The 20,849-nt window shown below is 71.7% G+C and carries 18 protein-coding genes; 7 read left to right on the top strand and 11 right to left on the bottom strand.

Going from position 1 to position 20,849, the window contains the following annotated elements; all coding sequences use genetic code 11:
* Positions 1 to 31 precede the first annotated feature (31 nt).
* Genes ACFPZN_RS19750 through ACFPZN_RS19730 form a run of 5 tightly spaced genes read right to left on the bottom strand, consistent with a single transcriptional unit; the run spans position 32 to position 5,001 of the window.
* Positions 32 to 2,440, bottom strand: coding sequence for a xanthine dehydrogenase family protein molybdopterin-binding subunit (locus ACFPZN_RS19750; protein WP_378283493.1), 2,409 nt, complete (start codon positions 2,438 to 2,440; stop codon positions 32 to 34).
* Positions 2,437 to 2,946 (bottom strand): (2Fe-2S)-binding protein, encoded by a 510-nt coding sequence (locus tag ACFPZN_RS19745; protein ID WP_464042556.1) that lies wholly within the window; start codon positions 2,944 to 2,946, stop codon positions 2,437 to 2,439. Before ACFPZN_RS19745 ends, ACFPZN_RS19750 begins: the two co-directional genes overlap by 4 nt.
* Positions 2,939 to 3,808, bottom strand: coding sequence for an FAD binding domain-containing protein (locus ACFPZN_RS19740; RefSeq protein ID WP_378283492.1), 870 nt, complete (start codon positions 3,806 to 3,808; stop codon positions 2,939 to 2,941). The genes ACFPZN_RS19745 and ACFPZN_RS19740 overlap by 8 nt, the downstream gene beginning before the upstream one ends.
* A 22-nt stretch (positions 3,809 to 3,830) precedes the next feature.
* Positions 3,831 to 4,490 (bottom strand): SRPBCC family protein, encoded by a 660-nt coding sequence (locus ACFPZN_RS19735; RefSeq protein ID WP_378283491.1) that lies wholly within the window; start codon positions 4,488 to 4,490, stop codon positions 3,831 to 3,833.
* Positions 4,491 to 4,512: 22 nt separating this feature from the next.
* Positions 4,513 to 5,001, bottom strand: coding sequence for a MaoC family dehydratase (locus ACFPZN_RS19730; protein WP_378283490.1), 489 nt, complete (start codon positions 4,999 to 5,001; stop codon positions 4,513 to 4,515).
* A gap of 129 nt (positions 5,002 to 5,130) precedes the next feature.
* On the opposite strand from ACFPZN_RS19730, the gene ACFPZN_RS19725 reads away from it, so the two are divergent.
* Positions 5,131 to 6,351 carry a CaiB/BaiF CoA transferase family protein gene (locus tag ACFPZN_RS19725; protein ID WP_378283489.1) on the top strand — a complete coding sequence of 407 codons (1,221 nt, stop codon included), beginning with the start codon at positions 5,131 to 5,133 and terminating at the stop codon, positions 6,349 to 6,351.
* A gap of 55 nt (positions 6,352 to 6,406) precedes the next feature.
* On the opposite strand, the gene ACFPZN_RS19720 is transcribed toward ACFPZN_RS19725, so the two are convergent.
* Entirely contained in the window at positions 6,407 to 7,582 is a 1,176-nt protein-coding gene (locus ACFPZN_RS19720) for an acetyl-CoA C-acyltransferase (RefSeq protein ID WP_378283487.1), read from the bottom strand.
* A gap of 65 nt (positions 7,583 to 7,647) precedes the next feature.
* Here ACFPZN_RS19720 and ACFPZN_RS19715 point away from each other — a divergent pair, with 65 nt between their 5' ends.
* Complete coding sequence (locus ACFPZN_RS19715; protein ID WP_378283486.1) at positions 7,648 to 8,676, top strand: LLM class F420-dependent oxidoreductase; 1,029 nt, start codon at positions 7,648 to 7,650, stop codon at positions 8,674 to 8,676.
* Positions 8,677 to 8,696: 20 nt separating this feature from the next.
* Here the strand turns inward: ACFPZN_RS19715 and ACFPZN_RS19710 are convergent, their stop codons facing one another.
* Positions 8,697 to 10,388 carry an AMP-binding protein gene (locus tag ACFPZN_RS19710; RefSeq protein ID WP_378283485.1) on the bottom strand — a complete coding sequence of 564 codons (1,692 nt, stop codon included), beginning with the start codon at positions 10,386 to 10,388 and terminating at the stop codon, positions 8,697 to 8,699.
* A gap of 52 nt (positions 10,389 to 10,440) precedes the next feature.
* On the opposite strand from ACFPZN_RS19710, the gene ACFPZN_RS19705 reads away from it, so the two are divergent.
* Positions 10,441 to 11,247, top strand: coding sequence for an enoyl-CoA hydratase-related protein (locus tag ACFPZN_RS19705; RefSeq protein WP_378283484.1), 807 nt, complete (start codon positions 10,441 to 10,443; stop codon positions 11,245 to 11,247).
* Between the two features lie 105 nt (positions 11,248 to 11,352).
* Here ACFPZN_RS19705 and ACFPZN_RS19700 read toward each other — a convergent pair whose 3' ends face one another.
* Genes ACFPZN_RS19700 through ACFPZN_RS19690 form a run of 3 tightly spaced genes read right to left on the bottom strand, consistent with a single transcriptional unit; the run spans position 11,353 to position 14,965 of the window.
* Positions 11,353 to 12,210, bottom strand: coding sequence for an oxidoreductase (locus ACFPZN_RS19700; RefSeq protein ID WP_378283483.1), 858 nt, complete (start codon positions 12,208 to 12,210; stop codon positions 11,353 to 11,355).
* Complete coding sequence (locus ACFPZN_RS19695; RefSeq protein ID WP_378283482.1) at positions 12,207 to 13,625, bottom strand: acyl-CoA reductase; 1,419 nt, start codon at positions 13,623 to 13,625, stop codon at positions 12,207 to 12,209. Before ACFPZN_RS19695 ends, ACFPZN_RS19700 begins: the two co-directional genes overlap by 4 nt.
* Positions 13,622 to 14,965 (bottom strand): hypothetical protein, encoded by a 1,344-nt coding sequence (locus tag ACFPZN_RS19690; RefSeq protein WP_378283481.1) that lies wholly within the window; start codon positions 14,963 to 14,965, stop codon positions 13,622 to 13,624. Before ACFPZN_RS19690 ends, ACFPZN_RS19695 begins: the two co-directional genes overlap by 4 nt.
* Positions 14,966 to 15,231: 266 nt before the next feature.
* Here ACFPZN_RS19690 and ACFPZN_RS19685 point away from each other — a divergent pair, with 266 nt between their 5' ends.
* The 3 genes from ACFPZN_RS19685 to ACFPZN_RS19675 all read left to right on the top strand — a co-directional run bounded on the left by ACFPZN_RS19685 (position 15,232) and on the right by ACFPZN_RS19675 (position 17,880).
* A complete protein-coding gene (locus ACFPZN_RS19685) occupies positions 15,232 to 16,047 on the top strand; it encodes a crotonase/enoyl-CoA hydratase family protein (protein ID WP_378283480.1) in 816 nt (271 codons plus the stop codon).
* The gene (gene fabG, locus ACFPZN_RS19680; RefSeq protein ID WP_378283479.1) at positions 16,044 to 16,829 is read left to right on the top strand and encodes a 3-oxoacyl-ACP reductase FabG; all 786 of its coding nucleotides are present in this window, start codon (positions 16,044 to 16,046) and stop codon (positions 16,827 to 16,829) included. The genes ACFPZN_RS19685 and fabG overlap by 4 nt, the downstream gene beginning before the upstream one ends.
* 115 nt (positions 16,830 to 16,944) lie before the next feature.
* Positions 16,945 to 17,880 carry an LLM class flavin-dependent oxidoreductase gene (locus ACFPZN_RS19675; RefSeq protein WP_378283478.1) on the top strand — a complete coding sequence of 312 codons (936 nt, stop codon included), beginning with the start codon at positions 16,945 to 16,947 and terminating at the stop codon, positions 17,878 to 17,880.
* Positions 17,881 to 18,191: 311 nt separating this feature from the next.
* Here ACFPZN_RS19675 and ACFPZN_RS19670 read toward each other — a convergent pair whose 3' ends face one another.
* Positions 18,192 to 18,977, bottom strand: a complete 786-nt coding sequence (locus tag ACFPZN_RS19670) for a FadR/GntR family transcriptional regulator (RefSeq protein ID WP_378283477.1) — start codon at positions 18,975 to 18,977, stop codon at positions 18,192 to 18,194.
* Between the two features lie 397 nt (positions 18,978 to 19,374).
* Here ACFPZN_RS19670 and ACFPZN_RS19665 point away from each other — a divergent pair, with 397 nt between their 5' ends.
* Positions 19,375 to 20,529 carry an acyl-CoA dehydrogenase family protein gene (locus tag ACFPZN_RS19665; protein ID WP_378283475.1) on the top strand — a complete coding sequence of 385 codons (1,155 nt, stop codon included), beginning with the start codon at positions 19,375 to 19,377 and terminating at the stop codon, positions 20,527 to 20,529.
* The last annotated feature ends 320 nt before the right edge of the window (positions 20,530 to 20,849 follow it).

The following is a 20,849-nucleotide window of genomic DNA, read 5'->3' as shown; positions in this document are numbered from 1 at the left end:
CCCGTGAAACCGGCTAGTTCGGAGCGCCCGCTCATGCCGTCCCCGCCGGCCTCCCGGCGCCGTCGATCAAGTCGAGGATCCGGTCGGGCGAGAGCGCCTGCCGGTTCACCTTCACGCCGAGCGGGGCGAGCGCGTCGCGGACGGCGTTGACCAGCGCGGCCGGGGACGCGATGGCCCCGCCCTCGCCCAGGCCCTTGTACCCGCCCGGAGTGCCGGACGGGGTGACGACATGCCCGTATTCGAGGTCGGGCACCTCCGCGGCGGTGGGCAGCAGGTAGTCCATGAACGTCGTGGTGGTGGGGTTGCCCTCGGCGTCGTAGATCATGTGCTCGTAGAAGACGCCGCCGATCCCCTGGACGACACCGCCCGCGATCTGCCCCTCCACCACCATGGGATTGATCATGTTCCCGCAGTCCTCCGACACCACGTAGCGGAGGATCTCCACCGTGCCGGTCTCGCGGTCGATCTCCACGGTCACCGCGTGGCAGGCGTTGGAGAACATGAAGGCCGGCGACTTGTACCGCTTGGAGACCTCCAGGCCCGGCTCGCCGCCGGACGGCAGCGCGTCGCTGTCGATGTAGGCGACCGCGGCGATCTCCGCGAGCGTCACGGCGGGCCCTCCTGGGACACCCCGCACCCGGGCGACGGCGTCGACCATCTCGACGTCGTCCGGGCTCGCCTCCAGCAGATGCGCGGCGATCCCCAGAACGCGCTCGCGCATGGCCGCGGCTGCGGCGTGCGCCGCGCCCCCGGCGATCGCGCCGGTCCGGCTGCCGCCGGTGCCCGGCCCGTAGGGCGTCGCGGCCGAGTCGCCCTGGACGACGCGCACGTCGTCGATCGGCACGCCCAGTTCGTCGGCGACGATCTGCGCCATGGTCGTCTCGACGCTCTGCCCGTGGCTTCCGGTGCCCATGTAGACGTTGACCTTGCCGCTGGGCTCGATCCGGATCGTCGCGGCCTCGGTGCCGAGGTGGCCGAACCCGAACTGCGGCTCGACGTACAGCGACAGCCCGATGCCGAGCAGGCGGCCCTGCCCACGGGCCTCCTCCTGCTCCCGGCGGAACCGTTCATAGCCGATCAGCTCCGCCGCCTGCTCCAGGGTCTCGGCCGGGCTGACGGTCTCGTACACGAGGGTGGACGGTGTGGTGAACGGCAGTTCGTCCCGGGAGATGACGTTGCGCCGGCGGATCTCCAGCGGATCGATGCCGAGATCACGCGCGATCACGTCCATCATCTGCTCGCGCCCGGTCGTCTCCATCATCCAGGGGCCGCGGTAGGCGCAGTGCCCGCAGGTGTTGGTGTACACGGCGCGTCCGGTGTAGCGCACCGATCCGGGTCCCGCCCACCGGTACGGGCCGGGGAACATCACGGCACCGGTCCCGGCGGTCATGCCGTTGCCGGGGACGGGGTAGGCGCCCACGTCCTCCAGGTGGTCGGCCTCGGCGGCCAGCAGCACTCCGCGCTCGTCGGTGGCCACCCTGAGCTCGATCCGCTCTTCGCGCGCGTGCCCGCCGCCGATCAGGTTCTCGGCCCGGTCCTCGATCCACTTGAGCGGACGGCCGCCGATCAGCCGGGAGGCGATGACGACGGCGTGCTCCTCGCGCATCGGGAACATCTTCTGGCCGAACGAGCCGCCCACGTCGCCCATGGTCACGTGGATGGCGTCCTCGGGGATGCCCAGCATCCGGGAGTAGAACAGGCGCGGCTCGTGCACTCCCTGGCCCGAGATGGCCAGTTCGAGCTGCCGGGTCCAGGGGTCCCATTGCGAGACGATGCCGCGGGTCTCCATGGGCACGCACAGGTACCGGTGCTGGTCGAAGGTCTCGGTGAACACGTGCGGGGCGGAGCCGAACCGCTCGTCCAGTCCCGGGATCTCCGGGGTCGGCACCTCCTCGGCCACATTGCTCGCCAGTTCCGGGTGCACCCGGGGAGCGTCTTCGGCGAGCGCGGCGGCGAAGCCGAGCACGGGGTCCTCCGCGTCGATGTCGACCTCGACGAGTTCGGCGGCGTCCTCCGCCTGGTAGCGCGACTCGGCGACGACGAGCACGATGGGCTCGCCGACGTACCGGACATCGGAGTCGGCCAGGACCCGCCCTGGCGTGCCGACCGACTCAGGGCCGGTCATCGTCTGCCAGAACTGGTGCGAGGGCGAGTTCACCTCGGCCGCGGTGAGGACCGCGACCACACCGGGCGCCTCCCGGGCCGCGGTGGTGTCGACCGCCGTGATGGCGCCGCGGGCGACGGTGCTGCGTACGAAGGCGGCGTGCACGGTGCCCGGCCGGTTCAGGTCGTCGATGTACCGGCCCCGGCCGGTGATCAGGCGGATGTCCTCACGGCGGTGCATGCGCCGGCCGATCCAGCGCGCGGCGGTGGCGCCGAAGGGCGCGGTCTGCGTCGCGGGAGAACCGGCCGGGGCGGTCCTCAACGGGTCCGTGCTCACTGGTGCCCCGCCTCCTCGGCCGCGGTCTTCACCGCGCGGATGATGCCCTGGTAGCCGGTGCACCGGCACAGGTTGCCCGACAGCCCCTCCCGGATCTCCTCCTCGTCCGGGTCGGGGTCGTCCCGGAGCAGGGCGGTCGCCGACATGATGAAACCGGGGGTGCAGAAGCCGCACTGCAGCCCGTGGTGTTCGCGGAAGGCCCGTTGCACCGGCGTGAGGGAGTCGGCGTCGGCCGCGAGCCCCTCGATGGTCGTGACCTCGGACCCCTCGGTCTGGACGGTGAAGATCAGGCAGGCCCGCACGGCCTCGCCGTCGAGCAGGACGGTGCAGGCTCCGCAGACGCCGTGCTCGCAGCCGAGATGGGTCCCGGTCAAGCCGAGATCCTCGCGCAGGGTGTCGGCGAGCGTCTTGCGCGGCTCGACCCGCACGCGCCGCGCGACGCCGTTCACCGACATCGCGACCTCGGTCTCGGTGCCGGACTCCTGTGCCGTCGTGATCTCAGCCACGGTTCGCCTCCTCGAGCGCTGTGGACAGGGCGCGGGCGACGAGCGTGGCGCCGACCTTCGCGCGGTAGCGCGCGCCGGCGTGCACGTCCGCGGGCGGGTCCGCGTCGGCCACCGCCTGCGCGCCGACGTCGGCGAGGTCGAGCCCCGCCGCCTCGGTGCCGATGAGGGTGCGTTCGACGGCCTCGGCGCGCACCGGGACGCTGCCCATTCCGATCAGGCCGATCGCGACCCTGGTGATACGGCCGGAGCGCACCCGGACCCCGCACACGGCCCCGGCCAGGGCGAAGTCGCCGTGCCTGCGCGCCACCTCCGCGACCGCGAACCCGCTACCCGGCTCCCACACCGGGAACCGCACGGCGACGAGCAGTTCGTCCGGCTCCAGCGCCGTGGTGAACAGGGTCTGGAAGAAGTCGGCGGCGGCGACACGGCGGGCGCCGCCGGGCCCGGCCACCTCGAACTCGGCGTCCAGGGCGCGGGCCACCGCGGGCAGTTCGGCGGCGGCGTCCGCGTGCGCGAGCGAGCCGCCGAGCGTTCCGCGATTGCGGATCTGGAAGTGCCCGATGAAAGGCGCCACCCTGGCCAGCAGCGGCACCGCCGAGGCGATCTCAGGATCACGCTGCAGGGTGGCGTGGCGCGTGGCCGCGCCGACCACGAGGGAGCCGTTCTCCCGGCTCACGCCGGTCAGCCCGGCGACACGGTTGACGTCCACCAGGTGCTCGGGCCGGGCGAGCCGCAGCGCCATCATGGGCACCAGGCTCTGGCCACCCGCCAGGATCTTGGCGTCGTCGCCGAGCTCGGCCAGCATGCCGACCGTCTCGGCCACCGTCGATGGGACGTGGTACTCGAACGCAGCGGGCTTCATCGCCGCGGACTCCTTCGTTCGGTTACGCGGTCCGTTCGGGCCGCCTGTTACGGCGGTGCGCCATCCAGGCAAGGACAAGGAGCATGGCGGCGAGGGGCGGCAAGGCCCGCCTCACGATCGGCCAGGCCGCCGCCTTCATCAGGTTCACCTCCGCTGGGCCCGTCGTCGCCGCGGGTGCGTGCGCCGCGGGTCCGGCGTCGACCGGGCCGGCCTCGCCGGGGGCCGGCGTGCTCTGCGGGGAGGCGGACACCTCGGCGGCCAGCGCGTCGGCGAACTGGCCGATCAAGGAGCCGGCGACCTCCTCCAGGATGCCGCGGCCGAACTGCGCCGGACGTCCGGTGATGGCCAGATCGGTCCGCACGCGGACCAGCGTCTCGGCACCACGCTCCTCAAGGGCCGCGGTGATGGTGGCCTTGGCGGTTCCCGCGCCCTTCGCCTCCCTCCCCGAGGCCGCGATGACCGCGCGGTGCGCTCGCTCGTCCTTCTCGGTGAAGGACGCCTTCCCCCGGTAGGTCAGGGACATGGGGCCGAGCCGGACCTTGACCTTGCCGGCGAAGCCGTCCCCGTCGACCGACTCGAGGACGGCGCCCGGCATGCAGGGCGCGATCCGTTCGACATCGAGCAGCACCTTCCACGCCTCGTCGACGCCCACCGGCACGGTGAACCGGTTCTCCAACTCCATGACGACTCCTCCCGGCTCCGCTCTAACTCGCCTCGAAGTCACGCCCGCGGATGAGCCGCACGGGCGTGAAGACCGCGACCTCCTCGCCACGCTGGTTGATCACACCGCAGCGGGTGCTCACCACCCCGCGCCCGGGCTTGCTGGACGGGCGCGACCCGGTCGTCTCCACGACCACGTGCAGGGTGTCCCCCACATAGGTGGGCCGCTCGACCGTGAACTCCATGTGCATGAACGCCAGCCCGGTGCCGTGCAGGACGTTGGTCTGCAGGATGAGGCCCTCGGCGAACACGTAGACCAGCGCACCGGGGATGAGCCTCCCGGTGTAGCCGCCCTCGGAGGCGTGCCGGGCGTCGTAGAAGAGCGGCTCGTTGAAGCCGCCGAGGTGGACGAAGCTCATCAGGTCGGTCTCGGTCACGGTCCTCGAAGCCGTGCGGAAGGCCGCGCCCTCCTCCATGTCCTCCCATGTCATGCCCCGCACGAGCGGCTCGGCCGCACTCGCCGTCCCGGTCATCTCGCATCCCTCCACGACCCGACAATAATGTAATAATCTATCTGATTCACCCGCCCTGACCACAGGGCGCCATCAAAAAAGTTTAATCTATTGAACTATATTCAGTGAACCCGAACGAGGAGATGAGCGGTGAGCGACGGCGCGCTTCACGGGGTCCGCGTCCTGGACCTCAGCCGGATCCTGGCGGCCCCCCTGGCGAGTCAGATGCTGGGCGACCTCGGCGCGGAGGTCGTCAAGGTCGAGCGCCCGGCGACCGGGGACGACGCCCGGCAGTACGGCCCGCCCTTCCTGGACGGCGACACCGCGGGCATGTCGGCCTTCTACCTCAGCTGCAATCGGAACAAGCGGTCGATCACCCTCGACTTCACCACCGACCGGGGCAGGGAGGTGCTCCTCGGCCTGATCGGCCGCTCCGACATCCTCCTGGAGAACTTCCGCCCCGGCGTCCTCGCCAAGTACGGGCTCGGGTACGAGGACCTGCGCGAGCGCTTCCCCCGGCTGATCTACTGCTCGGTCACGGGGTTCGGCCAGAGCGGTCCGTACGAGCGCAGGGCCGGGTACGACGGGATCTTCCAGGCGCTCAGCGGCATGATGAGCGTCTCCGGGCACCCGGACGGGACCCCCGGCGCCGGCCCGATGAAGTCCGGGCTCTCCCTGATCGACATCCTGACCGGCCTGTACACCGGCACCGCCCTCCTGGCGGCGCTCCGGCACCGGGACCTGCACGGCGCGGGGCAGCACCTCGACGTCTCCCTGCTGGACTGCGGGATCGCGTCGATGTCGCACTACGTCCAGAACTACCTGGTCTCCGGTGACGTGCCCGAACGGCGGGGCAACGGGGGATTCGGCGGGATCCCCTCCCAGGCGTTCGAGTGCGCGGACGGCCGCCGGTTCTTCATCGTCGCGACCACCAACCCGCAGTTCGGGCGGGCGTGCCGCGCGATCGGCCACCCCGGGCTGATCGAGGATCCCCGGTTCTCCAGCATCTCCGCGCGGATCGAGCACCGGCTGGAACTGCTGGAGGTACTGGAGGCGATCTTCGTCCAGCGCGAGGCGCGACACTGGATCGAGGTGCTCGACGCGGCCGACGTGCCGGTGAGCCCGGTCAACGACATCCGCTCGGCCCTCGGCGACGAGCACGTCCGGCACCGCGCGCTGCCGATCGAGATGGCGCACGAGACGGCGGGGCCGATCCCCGGCCTGCGCTACCCGATCAGGATGTCCGGCACTCCCGTCGAGGACTACGCGGCACCGCCGGTGCTGGGGGAGCACACCCGCGACGTCCTGAGCGGCCTGCTGGACCTGGACGAGGACACGATCGCCGATCTCGCGGCGAAGCGGGTGATCTGAGGCGGTGTCCGGGGGCGTCACCGTCCCCGGACACCGCCTCGCCGGCGGTCCCGGTTCAGAGCCGTTCGATGATCGTCCCCGTGCCCATGCCGCCGCCCTGGCACATCGTGACCAGGCCGTAGCGGCCCCGCGTCCGCTCCAGCTCGTTGAGGGCCTTGGTCAGCAGCACGCCGCCCGTCGCTCCGAGCGGGTGCCCGAGCGCGATCGCGCCGCCGTTGACGTTGACCCTGGCGAAGTCGGCCTTGAGCTCGTGCCCCCAGGCGAGCACGACCGAGGAGAACGCCTCGTTGATCTCCACGACGTCGATGTCGTCCAGGGTGAGGCCGTTGCGCTCCAGGATCGCCCGCGTCGCCGGGATCGGGCCGGTCAGCAGCATCACCGGATCACTGCCGACCATCAGGGAGTCGACGATCCGGGCGCGGGGCGTCAGCCCCAGCCGCCCGGCCCGCTCCTCGGTCATGAGGAGCAGGGCCGAGGCGCCGTTCGAGATCTGCGAGGACGTCCCGGCCGTGTGCAGCGCCCCGGGCCGGTCCTTCTGGTTCACCCGCAGGCCGGCCAGCCCCTCCGGCGTCGTCGGGCGGGGCCCCTCGTCGGTGTCGACGATCCCGGTACCGACGATCGTCCCGTCCTCGCCGGCGACGGGCGCCTCCACGGGCACGATCTGGCTCGCGAAGCGGCCCTCGGCGATGGCCGCGGCGGCCCGCGCCTGCGAGAGGACGGCGAACTCCTCCAGCTGGGGGCGGGTGAGGCCCCATGCCTCGGCGATGCGGTCGGCCGCCTCGAACTGCGACGTTATCTCGTAGAGCCGCTCGTAGCGGGGCGTCCTGGCCGGTCCCAGCTCGGGCAGGGTGCTCGACCCCATGGGGACCTGGCTCATCGACTCCACGCCGCCCGCGACGGCCGCCTCGGCGACCCCGCCCGCGACCATGCCGTACGCCAGGGTGAACGCCTGCTGGGACGAGCCGCACTGGGCGTGGATCGTCGACGCGGCGGTCCTCTGGTCGAGCCCCGCCGTGAGCCAGGCGGTGCGGGTGATGTTGCCGGACTGCTGGCCGACCTGGCTCACGCACCCGCCGGTCACCTGCTCGACGACGCCCGAGTCGATGCCCGCGCGGGCGACCAGGCCGCCGAGGACGTCGGCGAACAGGTCGGGGGCCAGATGGTGGGAGAGACCGCCCCGCCGCTTGCCGACGGCCGAGCGCACGGCCTCCACGATGACGACGTTCGACATGTGCCTCCTCCGATCGGAACGATGAATTATTTAACTATATCAGCGGAATCATTTAAGCTGCCTCCATGCAGGCAGACGGAAAGCTGACCACTGGGTCACTTCAGCAGATGGCGGCCACGGCGCGCGAGCACGAGGAGCGGGGCTACGCGGGCCTGTGGTCGTCGGAGTCCAAGCACGACCCCTTCCTCCCGCACGTCGCCGCGGCGCAGTCCACCCGGCGGCTGGAGCTGGGAACGGCCATCGCCGTCGCGTTCGCGCGATCACCGATGACCCTGGCCCACACCGCGTGGGACTTGCAGCGCTACACCGAGGGCCGCTTCATCCTGGGCCTCGGCAGCCAGGTCAAGCCGCACATCGAGCGGCGCTTCTCGATGCCCTGGAGCAGGCCCGCCGCACGCATGCGGGAAATGGTGAGCGCGATCCGCGCCATCTGGGACAGCTGGCAGAACGGCTCGAAGCTGAGCTTCGAGGGCGACTTCTACCGCCACACTCTGATGACGCCCTTCTTCTCCCCCGGCCCCCTCCCCACCCCGGCCCCCAAGATCGTCATCGCCGCCGTGGGCGAGGCCATGTGCGAGGTGGCCGGCGAGGTCTGCGACGGGATCCTCCTGCACGGCTTCACCACCGAGCGCTACATCCGCGAGGTCACCCTGCCGACCGTGCGCCGGGGTCGAGAGAAGGCCGGCCGGTCCGGGGACGGATTCGAGGTGGTCGGTCTGCCGCTGACCGCGACCGGGACGACCGAGGAGTCGCTGGCCGCCGCCGTCCGCGCCGTCCGGGAACAGATCGCCTTCTACGCCAGCACCCCGGCCTACCGCGGCGTCCTCGACCTGCACGGCTGGGGCGCGCTGGGCGACGAGCTGCACGCCCTGTCGCGCGGCGACGACCCGGAGAAGTGGACCACGATGGGCGACGCGATCGACGACGAGGTGCTCAACGCCTTCGCCGTCGTCGGTCCCCCCGAGCGGATCGCCTCCGTCCTCACCGAGCGCTTCGGCGACCTGGTGACCCGTTTCCAGTTCTACGCCCCCTACGAGCACGAGATCGACCTGTGGACGCCCGTCATGGCCGATCTCAAGGCGGACTCCCGGTAGGCGGCCGCCGGCAGTGCGGGTCAGGGACTCCCCTGCCCGGTCCCTGACCCGCGCTGGACGAGGTCGCGAGCGCGCTCACGCAGCTCGTTCTTCAGGACCTTCATGCCGGCGTTGCGCGGCAGCGCCTCGACGACCGCCACATGGCGCGGTGCCTTGAACCCCGCGATGAGCCCTGCCGCCCAGGTCCTGAACTCCTCCGCGTCCAGGGCGGCGCTCGGCCGGGGCACCACGAAGGCGGCCGTGACCTCGCCCATCCGCTCGTCGGGGACGCCGACCACGGCGATGGACTCCACGTCCGGGTGCTCCCCGAGGATGCGCTCGACCTCGGCCGGGTACACGTTGAACCCGCCGACGATGACGACGTCCTTGATGCGGTCGACGATCCGGATGAACCCGCGGTCGTCCATCACCGCGACGTCTCCCGTACGGAGCCAGCCGTCCTCGGTGATCGCCTCCGCCGTGGCGGCGGGCTCGTCCCAGTACCCCGACATCACGGTGTAGCCCCGGCACCACAGCTCGCCGGCGGTGCCGCGCGGCACGTCGCGCCCCTCGGGATCGACGATGCGCACCTCCACCTCCCACGCCGCCCGGCCGACCGTGGTGGTGATGTCGGCGAAGTCGTCCTGCCGGGGCCGGGTCGCGGTGACCAGGGAGGTCGCCTCGGTCAGCCCGTAGCCGCTGTGCAGGATCTCCGGACGGAGCACCTCGCGGATCCGGCGGTTGAGCTCCGGCGGGACCTGGGCCGCCGACGCCATCACCACCCGCAGGGCGGACAGGTCGGCCTCCGGAAGGCGCGGCGAGGCGAGAAGGTCCTGGAAGAGGGTCGGCGGGCCGCACAGGATCGACACGCGCTCCCGTTCCATGGTCTCCAGCACCGTGCCGGCGGAGAACACCGTCTGGGGCAGGATGGTCGCCCCGTGGACGATGCACGCCATCCATCCGGCCTTGTACCCGAAGGTGTGGAAGAACGGCGGGATGATCAGGTACCGGTCGCCGGCGCGGAAGTCCATGACCCGCGCCAGCCAGCCGTGCGCGCGCAGCGACTGGCCGTGGGTCAGCACCACGCCCTTCGGTCGCCCGGTCGTTCCGGAGGTGAACATGATGTCCGAGACGGTCTCGCCGGCGACGGCGTCGACCGCGGCGCGGGCCCGGTCCTCGCCGACCGGGGCCCCAGCCGCCATGAACTCCTCCCAGGACAGGTCACCGGTCGCCGCCTCGCCGGAGAGCACGACGACCCGGCCGGGGGCCAGCGCCGCGAGGTCGGGGGCCGCCCGCCGGGCCATGCCCGGGTAGTCGCTGCCGAGGAAGCCGGTGACGGTGAACAGGGCCGTCGCGCCGCTCTTGCGCAGGATGTAGGCGGCCTCCTCGCCCTTGAAGCGGGTGTTGAGCGGGACGAGGATCCCGCCGGCGCCCTGGACGGCCAGCGCGGCCAGGATCCACCGGGCGGAGTTCGGCGCCCAGACCGCGACCCGGTCCCCCGGCCGGACGCCGAGCGCCATCGCCGCCCGGACGGCGTCGATCATGACCTCTTCCAGCCGGGCGAAGGTCAGCCGCAGGTCCCCCTCGATGATCGCCTCGCGGCCGGGGTGGCGCGCGGCCGCGACCCGCACGGCGTCGGGGATGCTGAGGAAACGCTCGTCGTCACGGATCCGGAACTCCGGCGGGATGTACTCCCACCGGTCCTCCCGGCTGGGCAGGGCCTCGGCCGCCATGCCTTCCACCTTCCCGCTGGACTTGAATAATTCAACCTATTAAGTTGATTCTATGACCGCATCTCTCACCGACGGGGGGCCGGTGGCGGGCGGCGGGGAGCTGCTCGTCACCGGCCACGGCCCCGTCCGCGTCCTCACGCTCAACCGGCCGCGGTCGATGAACGCGATCACCACCGGGCTGGCCCGCCGTTTCAAGCGGGCGCTGGCGGCCGCGGACGCCGACCCGGCCGTGCGGGCGATCGTCATCACCGGATCCGGCGAGCGCGCCTTCTGCGCGGGAGGCGATCTGCACGAGCTGGCCGGGCGCGCGGACCCCTCCGTCCCGGGGCCGCGCGTCGTCTCGGAGCTGGTCCGGGACCGGATCGCGACGCCGGTGATCGCGGCGGTCAACGGCCTGGCCTACGGCGGCGGGCTGGAGCTGGCGCTGGCGTGCGATCTGGTGGTGTCCGGCGAGCACGCGCGCTTCGCGCTGCCCGAGGTCAAGCGGGGCGTTCTCGCCAGCGGCGGCGGGCTGGTACGGCTGCCCGGGATCGTCGGCACCCGGCGCGCCCTCCAGCTCCTGCTGACGGGCGAGCCGATCGACGCGGCGACCGCACTGGAGTGGGGCCTGGTCAACCAGGTGGTGCGTCCCGCGGAAACGCTCACGACCGCCGTGGAGCTCGGCTCGTCCATCGCCGCCAACGCCCCGCTCGCGGTGCGCGCCAGCAAGGCCGTGGCGCACGTGTCCGCACGCCTTCCCGAGCCGGAGGCCTGGGCACTGAACGACACCTCGCACGACGAGATCGCCAAGAGTCACGACGCGCTCGAAGGACCGCGCGCGTTCAGCGAGAAGCGGCCCCCGAGGTGGAGCGGGCGATGACCGGCGTGCATCTGATCGGCCTCCTCGACGGATGCCCGCGGGGCGGATTCCACCGCGCCCGCGGGCACCCATAGACGCTGCCCGTCCGGCCGGGCCCGCGCCGGGTCAGGGACCGGCGGGCTCGAACGCCGTCGAGACGGCCACGTCCTCCCAGGCGTCCAGTTCACCGCCGACACCGGCCAGCTTGCCCCGGACCGCCTTCACGGCATCGGCTCCCAACGGCAGCCGGCCGGGCGGTTCGGCCGCCTCGACGGCCCTGATGATCGCCGCCGCGGCGCGCCGGGGGTCGCCCTGCTGCGCTCCGTCCAGCCGCTCCAGCCCTCCCTGTATGGCCGTGACCACCTCGTACTCGGGAAGGCGCCGCCCGGCCTGCCGCAGCCCCGGCCCCGCCCATCGGGTGCGGAACGCGCCCGGCTCGACGATGGTGACGCCGATGCCGAACGGCGCGAGCTCCAGCCGCAGCGCCTCCGACAGCCCCTCGAGCGCGAACTTGGAGGCGTTGTAGATCCCCAGCCCCGGCTGGCCGGTGAACCCCGCGACCGAGCTGATGTTCACGACATGGCCCCGGCGGCGCTCACGGAAGTGCGGGAGGAGCGCCCGGACGAGCCGCAGCGGACCGGTGAAGTTGGTGTCCATCTGGTGCCGGATCTCCTCCTCGCTCACCTCCTCGACCGCGCCCAGCAGGCCGTAGCCCGCGTTGTTGACCAGGACGTCGATGTGGCCGGCCAGGCGCAGTCCCTGGGCGGCGCGCTCCGCCAGCACCTCGGGCGGGTCGGTGGCGTCGAGCAGGATCGCGAACGCGCGCCCCGGGGCGAGCGCCTCGAAGTCGGCCGCCCGCTCCTTGTCGCGCAGGGATCCGACCACGACCCCGCCGCGTTCGAGCACGGCCTCGGCGAGCGCCCTGCCCAGCCCGCTCGACACACCGGTGATCATCCAGTGCGTCGCCGGCGTCCGGTCGCTCATTCGTCGTTCACCCATCGCATGAGGCGCTGCAGCGGGTAGAAGCCGTCGTGCGCGAGCCCCGGCGGCATGCCGCCCGCACCGCCGAGCGGCACCACGCGCTGCACGCCCGCGGACGCCAGGGCGTCGCGCAGCTCCACCTTGCGCGCGGCCGGGTACACGCCGACGGTCTGCGTCGCGACGCCCGCGTGGCGGACGGCGTCGGCCAGCGAGGGCACGGGCACGACGTTCACGATCTTGCCGTCGGGGTGGAACTCCACGGGCTCGGGCGAGCGGATGACCAGCCCGCGGCCGTCGTATCCGCCCCAGACCCGGTAGTCCTCCTCCAGCTCGCGCAGCACCTCGATCTCCTCGCGCAGCTCGCCGCCGACCTTCGGGCCGCCGGCGGAGGAGAACTCGCGCGCCACCCCCAGCCGCTCGCACAGGACCGCCGCGAAGCGGTCGGCGTTCTCCACCGGCCCCTCCACGAACTGGAAGCGGCTGGCCACGCACGCGGCCTGGTTGAAGAAGGTGGCGTCGGCGGCGGCGGCCTCGGCGGCCTCCCCCAGAGCCTCCTCGGAGGCCAGCGCCTCCCGTCCGATGAACGAGATCGACGACTTGGGGTCGAAGGACACCAGCTCGAACCCCGGGCCGACGTACTTCAGGGCGCCCCGGATGGTGGCCTCGCCGCCCCAGGCGACCAGCTTGTCGAAGAACTGCGCGCGGAAGATCGTGCTCTCCACGGTCTCGTCCCCGCCCCGCCAGTACGCCGCCGAGAAGGAGCGCACCACCGGGTGCCCGGGAGCGAGCGCGATCATCGTGCGGAGGATCGCGGTGGCGGTGAACAGGTCGTTGGAGGGCAGCTTCAGCAGGTTCACGCCCTTGGTCACCGCGCCCCGCACGATGGACATGGCCGCCACACCGGGAGCGTTGCCGGCCAGGATGTGCACCAGGCGCGGCGGGAAGGCGCGGATCGAACCGACGCGCCCGCCCGGCAGCGCCACCTCCCGCCAGCCGTCGAGCACGTCGGAGCCGCCGAGCTCGTTGTCGATCTGCGCCTGGATCTGCGCGCGGTCGAAGCTGCGCCACAGCCGGGCGTACGCCCGCTCCAGGACCTCCCGCGGCAGCGGGTTGACCTCGACCATGTGCTCCAGCGCCTCGGCGAGCAGGCCGTCGGCATCGGCCTTGAGCCGCTCGCCGGTCTCCACCAGCAGATCGACGATCTCGGCGACGGGCACCTCGAAGGCCGGTCCCGGCTCCGTCCTGGACCACACCAGGTGGTCCAGGTCGAGAGCGGGCGTGGCGAACTCCGCCCCCGTGCGGCCGTGGACGATGTCGGTGCCCTGCTGGACGGCGCCCTGGACGACGTGGACCACGGGAACCGGCCCTCGGGTCGTCACCGCGTCACCGCCGGTGCCGGACAGTACCGTGCCGCTCATGCCTGGATCATCCCCCTCACGTAGGAGTCGAGTGTCGCCGCGCAGGTGATCTTGTCGTCGCCGCCGAGGTCGCCGTACCGGGACACGTCGGGCAGCACCGTGGGACCGGTCCTGCCGCACGCGCACGCGGAGAAGTCGACCTTCACCCGGTCGCCGCTGATCAGCCCGCCCCAGCGGCCCTCCAGGGAGAGGTCGAGGAAGGCGAAGCGCCCCTCCACCACTCCCTCGTCCTCGTTGAGCAGCCGTTCGCCCGGCTCGTCGAGGACCAGCGGGAGGACCCACGGTGGTATGTGGTAGTTGCCCTTCTCGCAGGACGGGCAGGAGCCCTGCAACTCGGTCATGCCGTAGCTGCGGACCCTGCGGACGCCGCCGAAGAAGTCGCCGAACTGCTTCATGTAGTCCGCGGGCAGGACCTGGTTCTTGTTGCCGCCTCCGGCGAGCACCAGCGAGTCGGGGTGGAACTCCCCGTCGGGGACGCCGCGCGCCCGGAGGCCCTGGATGAGGGCCCACTGCTGGTTGTTCATCCCGGCGATGAAGAGCGGCTCGCGCCGGTGCTCGGCGATGTCGTCGAGCAGCCCGTCCAGCGCGGCCTGCATCACCCCCTCGCGTTCGCCGGAGGCGTTCTCGAACTCCTTGACCTCCTGCGGGGTGGCGGTGCCGTCGACCATCTTCTTGCGGAGCAGCCCGCTGTGCATCAGCTCGGAGACGCGCAGCGAGTCCTCCGTCAGGAGCCGCAGTTCGCCCTCCTTCACGAACAGGTCGGCGTGCATCCGGAAACCGTCGATGGAGCGCATCGGCCCGCTGGCGGGCGCCAGGATGTAGCCCCGGCGGACGCGCTCGGGCGGCAGCGGGTCAGGCCAGCAGGTGAGGTTGGCCATGATCCGGCCCAGCAGGTCCCGGTCCGCCGCGGTGCTGTTGAGGAACGAGACCTTTCCCGACGTCCCGCTGGTGATGTAGAGCCGGTGGCCGGCCGCGTCCAGCCGCCCGATCCAGTCGTCGATGTCGGTCACGCCGTCGACGTCGACCTCGCCCGTCTCGACCACCGAGACCGTCGAGTACCAGCGCAGGAGGCGGTCCCAGTGTCCCGAGGTGATGTAGGAGAGGGGGTAGGACTTGTAACTGGTGTGGGAGAACAGCAGCGGGACGATGTCGCCCTCCGCGCGGATCTCCTTGACGCCCGTCTCGTCCGCTCGGCGGCGCAGCAATGGGATGCGCTCCCGGTGCTCGCCGAAGCACTCACGGGCGGCCTCCAGTTGGAGGGCGCGCACCTCTTCCGATGGTCTGTCGAACGGGTCACCGGAGCCGACGAAGCTCCTGATGGTCTCCCGAGCGCTGGTCACGGCCTCTCCTCCTCGACCCCATCCGGCCCCCGGACGGACGGAGGTAGCGTCAGATTCACATACCGAATCTGAAAGATTTAACTATATCGAGCGTACGTACGCGCCCCGAACCGTGTCAATGGCCCCTCCCGGCCGTCCGGGAGCGCCACCAGGATGTTCTCGACCACCTCGACCCCGCGCCCGAGATTCCGCGTTGACGCCCGAGGCGGCGGAATTTAAGTTATATGAACTAACTGATTACGACGCGTTGTGCGAGGAGACGGGCCATGGACCGGGTGCTCTGCCGGCTGGAGGGCGGTGTGGCCGATGTGCGCCTCAACCGTCCGGACAAGCTCAACGCGCTCGACGACGCGATGTTCGCCGAGCTCATCGGGGTCGGCGAACGGCTCCGGCACGAGGCGGGCCTGCGCGCGATCGTCCTGTCCGGCGAGGGCCGCGCGTTCTCCGCCGGACTGGACTTCGCCGCCTTCCAGGCCCAGGCGGACGCCCGCCCCTGGCGGCCCGCCGCGGTCGAGGACGCCGGGGATCCGCCGGACGAGTTCGGCGTCCCCGGCCTGGTCCTGGGCCGGGGACAGAAAGCCGTCTGGGTGTGGCAGGTGCACGAGGTCCCGGTCATCGCCGCCGTTCACGGCTTCGCGCTCGGTGGCGGGCTGCAACTGGCCCTCGGCGCCGACATCCGGCTGGTGGCACCGGACGCGCGCATGGGCGTCCTGGAGATGGACTGGGGGCTGACGCCCGACATGTGCGGCACGCAGATCCTGCCGCGCCTGGTCGGGGTGGACGTCGCCAAGGAACTCACCCTCACCGCCAGGAAGGTCACCGGGGAAGAGGCCGTCCGCATCGGGCTGGCGACACGCGTGTGCGCCGACCCGCGGGAGGAGGCGCTGGCGATCGCCGCGCAGATCGCCGGCCGCAACCCGGCGGCGGTGCGCGCCGCCAAGAGCATGCTGAACCGCGCCTGGGACGAGGAGGCCATGAAGGCGGGATTCCGCGCCGAGCGCGCGTTCATGGAGCGCAATGTGGGCAGTCCCCTCCAGCGCGAGGCCGTGCGCGCCAGGCTGGACGGGGCGGCGCGCCGGTGACCGCCTCCCCCAACGGGCACGACGCGGACGCGGCCTGCGAGCCGAGCCGGGTCGCCGTGGTGACCGGCGGCACCCGAGGGCTCGGAGCCGCGATCACGCGCGTCCTGACGGCCGAGGGCGTGCACGTCGCCGCGGTCTTCGCCCGAGACGACGAGGCCGCCCGCCGACTCGCGGACGAGGTGGCGGCGGACGGCGGCTCCCTGTCCCTGCACCGGGGCGACGTGGGAGACCGCGCCTTCTGCCGGCGGCTGGTGCAGGACGTCCTGGCAACGCACGGCCGGCTGGACCACCTGGTGAACAACGCCGGCCTCCTGATCGAGAACAAGGTCCGCGCGATGACCCAGGAGGAGTGGGACGACGCCCTGCGGGCCAACCTCAGCGGCCCGTTCCACCTCGCGCAGGCGGTTCTGGAGCCCATGACCGACCGGCGGTTCGGCCGCATCGTCAACATCGGCAGCGTGACGGCCGCGATGGGCAGCCCCGTCGAGGCGGGCTACGCCGCCGCCAAGGCGGGGCTGCTGGGACTGACCCGTTCGCTGGCGCGGTCGGTGGCGCGCAAGGGCGTGACGGTGAACCTGGTCGTGCCCGGGGTCTTCGAGACCGACATGACCAACGTGATGCCCGCTCCGGCACAGGAGGCGATCCGGGCGATGATCCCGCTGGGCCGCCGCGGCGACCCTGGAGAACTCGCGCACGCGGTGAGGTTCCTGCTGGACGAGCGCGCCGGCTACATCACAGGATCGGTGGTCACCGTGGACGGCGGCCTCAGCATGGGCGCCTAGGGCCTGCTCGAAGTGGCCACAAGTACCGCGGCCAAGGCCCTGACGGGAACCGCGAAACGGCGTCCCCGCCTTGATCAGACCGCGGCGCACCCCCTTTCGACGGTACGGAGGACAGATGGACGATGAGATCACCGTGGGAGTGCGCGTGCCGCACGAGCTCTTCCACGACGCGGCGGCGCTGCGGGATTTCGTGGCGGACGCCGAGGAGGCCGGAATCGACCGGCTGTTCGTCGGCGACCACGTGACCTTCAAGGGAGGCCAGGGCTTCGACGGCCTCCTCCACGCCACGGCGCTGGCGGCGCTGTCGACGCGCGTCACCGTCCAGACGGCGGTCTACCTGCTGCCCCTGCGCCATCCCGTTCCGGTGGCGCGGCAGGTCGCGTCTCTGGCGGGCCTGGCCCCCGGCCGAGTGGTCTTCGGTGTCGGCGTGGGCGGGGAAGACCCCGCCGAGTACCGCGCGTGCGGCGTCGACCCGGCGACGCGCGGGCGGCGGATGGACGAGGCGATCCCACTGGTCCGGGCGCTGCTCGGCGGCGCGGAGGTGAGCGCGTCGGGCGAGTTCTTCACGCTCGACGACGTGTCCGTCCGGCCGGCGCCGGAGGTCGCCGTGCCCATCATGGTCGGAGGCCGGTCCGACGCGGCGCTGCGCCGTACGGCGGAGCACGGCGACGGATGGCTCGGGCTGTGGACCACGCCCGAGCGGTACGCCGCGTCCTGCGCCCGGATCGCCGAGCTCGCCTCGGCACGCGGCCGCCAGGTCAAGCGGTGGGGCCACGGCATGCACGTCTGGTGCGGTTTCGGCGACTCCCCCGGCGAGGCCCGTCCGGGATTGGCCACCATGATGGAGCGCCTCTACCGGACCCCCTTCGAGAAGTTCGAGCGTTACAGCCCGTACGGGACTCCCGAGGACGTGGCGGCGGCGTTGCTGCCGTACGTGCGAGCGGGATGCCGCTCCTTCAACCTGATCACGGGCGACGCCGGCGCCCAGGCCACCATCGAGGGCGCCGTCGCCGTGCGCACCCTCCTGCGGAAAGCACCGTCCGACTCCTGACGAGCGCGACTCCGCGCCGCTCGAAGGTGCCCCTCAGAGGCAAGTCCGCCCTGGGCGGCGCGGATTCCCTGCAGGGATGAAGAGAGCCAAGGGACGCTTCGCACAGATCCTCCCGGCCGTCGCCGCGCCGGAGCACCGGGACGAGTATCCGACCGCGTGAAAGGCGGTTGGTCCAACCTGGCAGCCATAAAGGAGCCCGGATTCGTTCGGGACTCACCATTCCCGGCAAGGAGCACCGCCTCTGAGGCAGGGTTCCCGTTCCGGTTCTCGGGAGGCGCGCCGGGCCCACTCGAGAAGGGACCCGGCTCGCCTCAGCCCAGCAGATCGAGCACCGTGGTCATCGACTGGTTGTTCAACAGGTACTCCCCCGCGGCCTCGAGGTGGGCCCGCCACAGTTCCTCGGCGGCTTCGGACTGCCGGGCGGCCACCAGCTCCACCAGCCGCACGTGGGCCCGGAAGCCCTCCCGGTTCGCCACGATGTTCTCGGGGCTGCCCGCGTCGAGATCCACATGCGACCAGTTCGCCTGGTCGATGATGTGCCGCACCATGCCGTTGAGCACCCGCATGGTCTCGTTCCCCGACATGTCGACCACCAGCGCGTGGAACTGCATGTGCGCGCGGATGAACGCCGGCGGATCATCGATCAGCAGCTCGGCCTCGCGCACCGCGGTGCGCAGCCGGTCGAGGTCGTCATCGGTGGCCCGCTGCGCCAGAAGCCCCGCGCAGGGAGCCTCGATCAGGTTCCGGGCCTGGTAGAGATCCTGGAGCGTGGTGCCGCGGTACTCCAGGACCAGCCCGGCGTACCGGGCCGCGACCTCTCCCTGCGGAACCTGCACCCGCGCGCCGCCCCGGGCACCGCGCCGGATGCTGATCAGCGCCTCGGACTCCAGCACGCGGAAGGCCTCGCGCAACGTCGGCCGCGAGACCGAGAACTCCTCCATCAGCGTGGTCTCGGCGGGCAGGGCCGCCCCGCCGGCCAGCTCACCGCGCACGATCTTGCGGCGCAGTTGCGCGGCCACCAGCTCGGCCATCTTGGGGACGCGGACGCGCCGGCCCAGCGTTCCCGGCCCCGTCGTCGACTCGGTGGACTCGGTCACGCTCCTCCGCCTTCCGCCCCGCACCGGACGGGAGCGGCCGGTGCAGTGTCAGCTCTCATGACGCTAGGGTAGCAGAATTTAATAAGTTATCTCTTTATTCTGTTACGGCTAAATTGGCGAGGGCATGTCGGTCATCCGAGACGGCCGTGCGCCCGAGCACCGGCCCTCTCCAGCATGGAGTCCGGCCGCGGATGCTCGTCGGCGTCGAAGCCACCCGCACACTGCGCCGCCGGCTTGCCGCCCGGGACAGGACGGTTGACCACCGGGGGTCGGCCACGCCCGGCTGCGGTCCGGGCACTTCCACCGGCAGGACCGGCCTGGAACTTGACATATTAACAATATTATCTAACTTATTCGCCATGACGATGCATCGACTGCCGACCCTGGCGGAGGCGTGGTGAGACTTCGCGTAGAGCCGGAGCTGGAGGAGCTGCGCGCCGCCATCGACGGTCAGGCCGCCAAGACGGTCGCCCCGCTGGCCCCGCGGGTCGACCGTGACCAGCGCTTCTCTCCGGAGTTGTGGCGGGCGGTCTGCGAGCTGGGAATGACCCGGCTGCCGTTCGCCGAGCGGTACGGCGGCGATGGCGGCACGGTCCGCGCCTACATGGTGGCGAGCCGCGAGGTGGCACGGCACTGCGCCGTCGCCGCGCTGTACCCCGGCACCACCATCCAGGTGGCGATGACCCTGCTCAAGCACGGCACGCCCACGCAGATCGAGCGCTTCGTCCCGGGACTCGTCTCCGGAGAGTTGATGGCGGCGTGGGCGTTCACCGAGCCGGCGACCGGTTCGGACCCCCGTCAGATCACCACCCAGGCCCGGCGCGACGGCACGGGCTGGACGCTCTCGGGCACCAAGCAGTTCATCTCCTTCTCCGAACAGGCCCAGCTGGCGCTGGTGTTCGCAAGGACCTCCGACAAGGCGCTGGGAGCGTTCCTGGTGGACACCTCTCTCCCGGGCTGGCAGGCCGGCCGGCCGAGCGAGGTGCTGTCGATGGGTGGGACGGAGGCCCGGCCGGTCACCCTGGATAACGTGCGGGTGGACGACGACGGCCTGGTGGGCGGCCTGGACAGCGGGTTCGAGGTCATGCTGGCCGGTGAGGCGTTCGGCAAGGTGCGCGCGTCGATGATCTGCGTGGGGATCGCCACGCGGGCCCTGGAAGAGGCCGCGTCCTACGCTCTGACCCGCGAGTACCGCGGCACGCCGATAGGCAGGCGTTTCCCCACCGTGCAGGCGCTCCTCGGAAAGGCCGCCGCGGATGTCGTCGGCGCCGAGTCCCTGGTCCTGACCTGCGCCGACCTGCTCGACCGGGGGGAAAGAATCGCCGCGGAGGCCGCCGCGGCCCGTCTCGTGTCGGGACGGGCCGCGCGGGAGGCCGCTCAGGCGGCGCTGCATGTGTGCGGCGCGTACGGGCTGACCAAGGACATGGTGGTGGAACGTCTCTACCGCGAGTCGGTGTTCTTCGACGTCGCCCAAGGCGTGGCGGAGATCCAGCAGATCATCATGGCGCGCGAACTGCTCGCCGCCACACCTGGGAGCGGCGCTTCGTCCTGACCCACTCCACCAGGCACGACCGGACAGGCCCTCGTCATGGTCAGCGCGGACAGTGAACCGATCCGCACGGACGCTCCCCGGGCCGACTCGATCGAGCAAGACGCTCTCCCGATTTTTTCACCCGTGTTCCAAGCCCTTGGGCCCAACCACGACCGATGGGCTCAGGGGCCTGTTCGCGTTCGTCCAGGAGGTCATTCGGCGGTGCCTTCGCCCTTGATGGAGCGGATGAGGAGCTGGGAGACGTCCACGACCTCCAGCGATTCCTTGGCCTCGCCGGAGTTCTTCTTCTCGTTGATGGCATCGCCCAGCATCACCAGGCA

It is taken from the genome of Actinomadura rugatobispora (assembly GCF_042656285.1).
Lineage (GTDB): Bacteria > Actinomycetota > Actinomycetes > Streptosporangiales > Streptosporangiaceae > Spirillospora > Spirillospora rugatobispora.
Note: the sequence above shows the minus strand (reverse complement) of the source record. Positions and strands in the feature narration are given on the sequence as shown.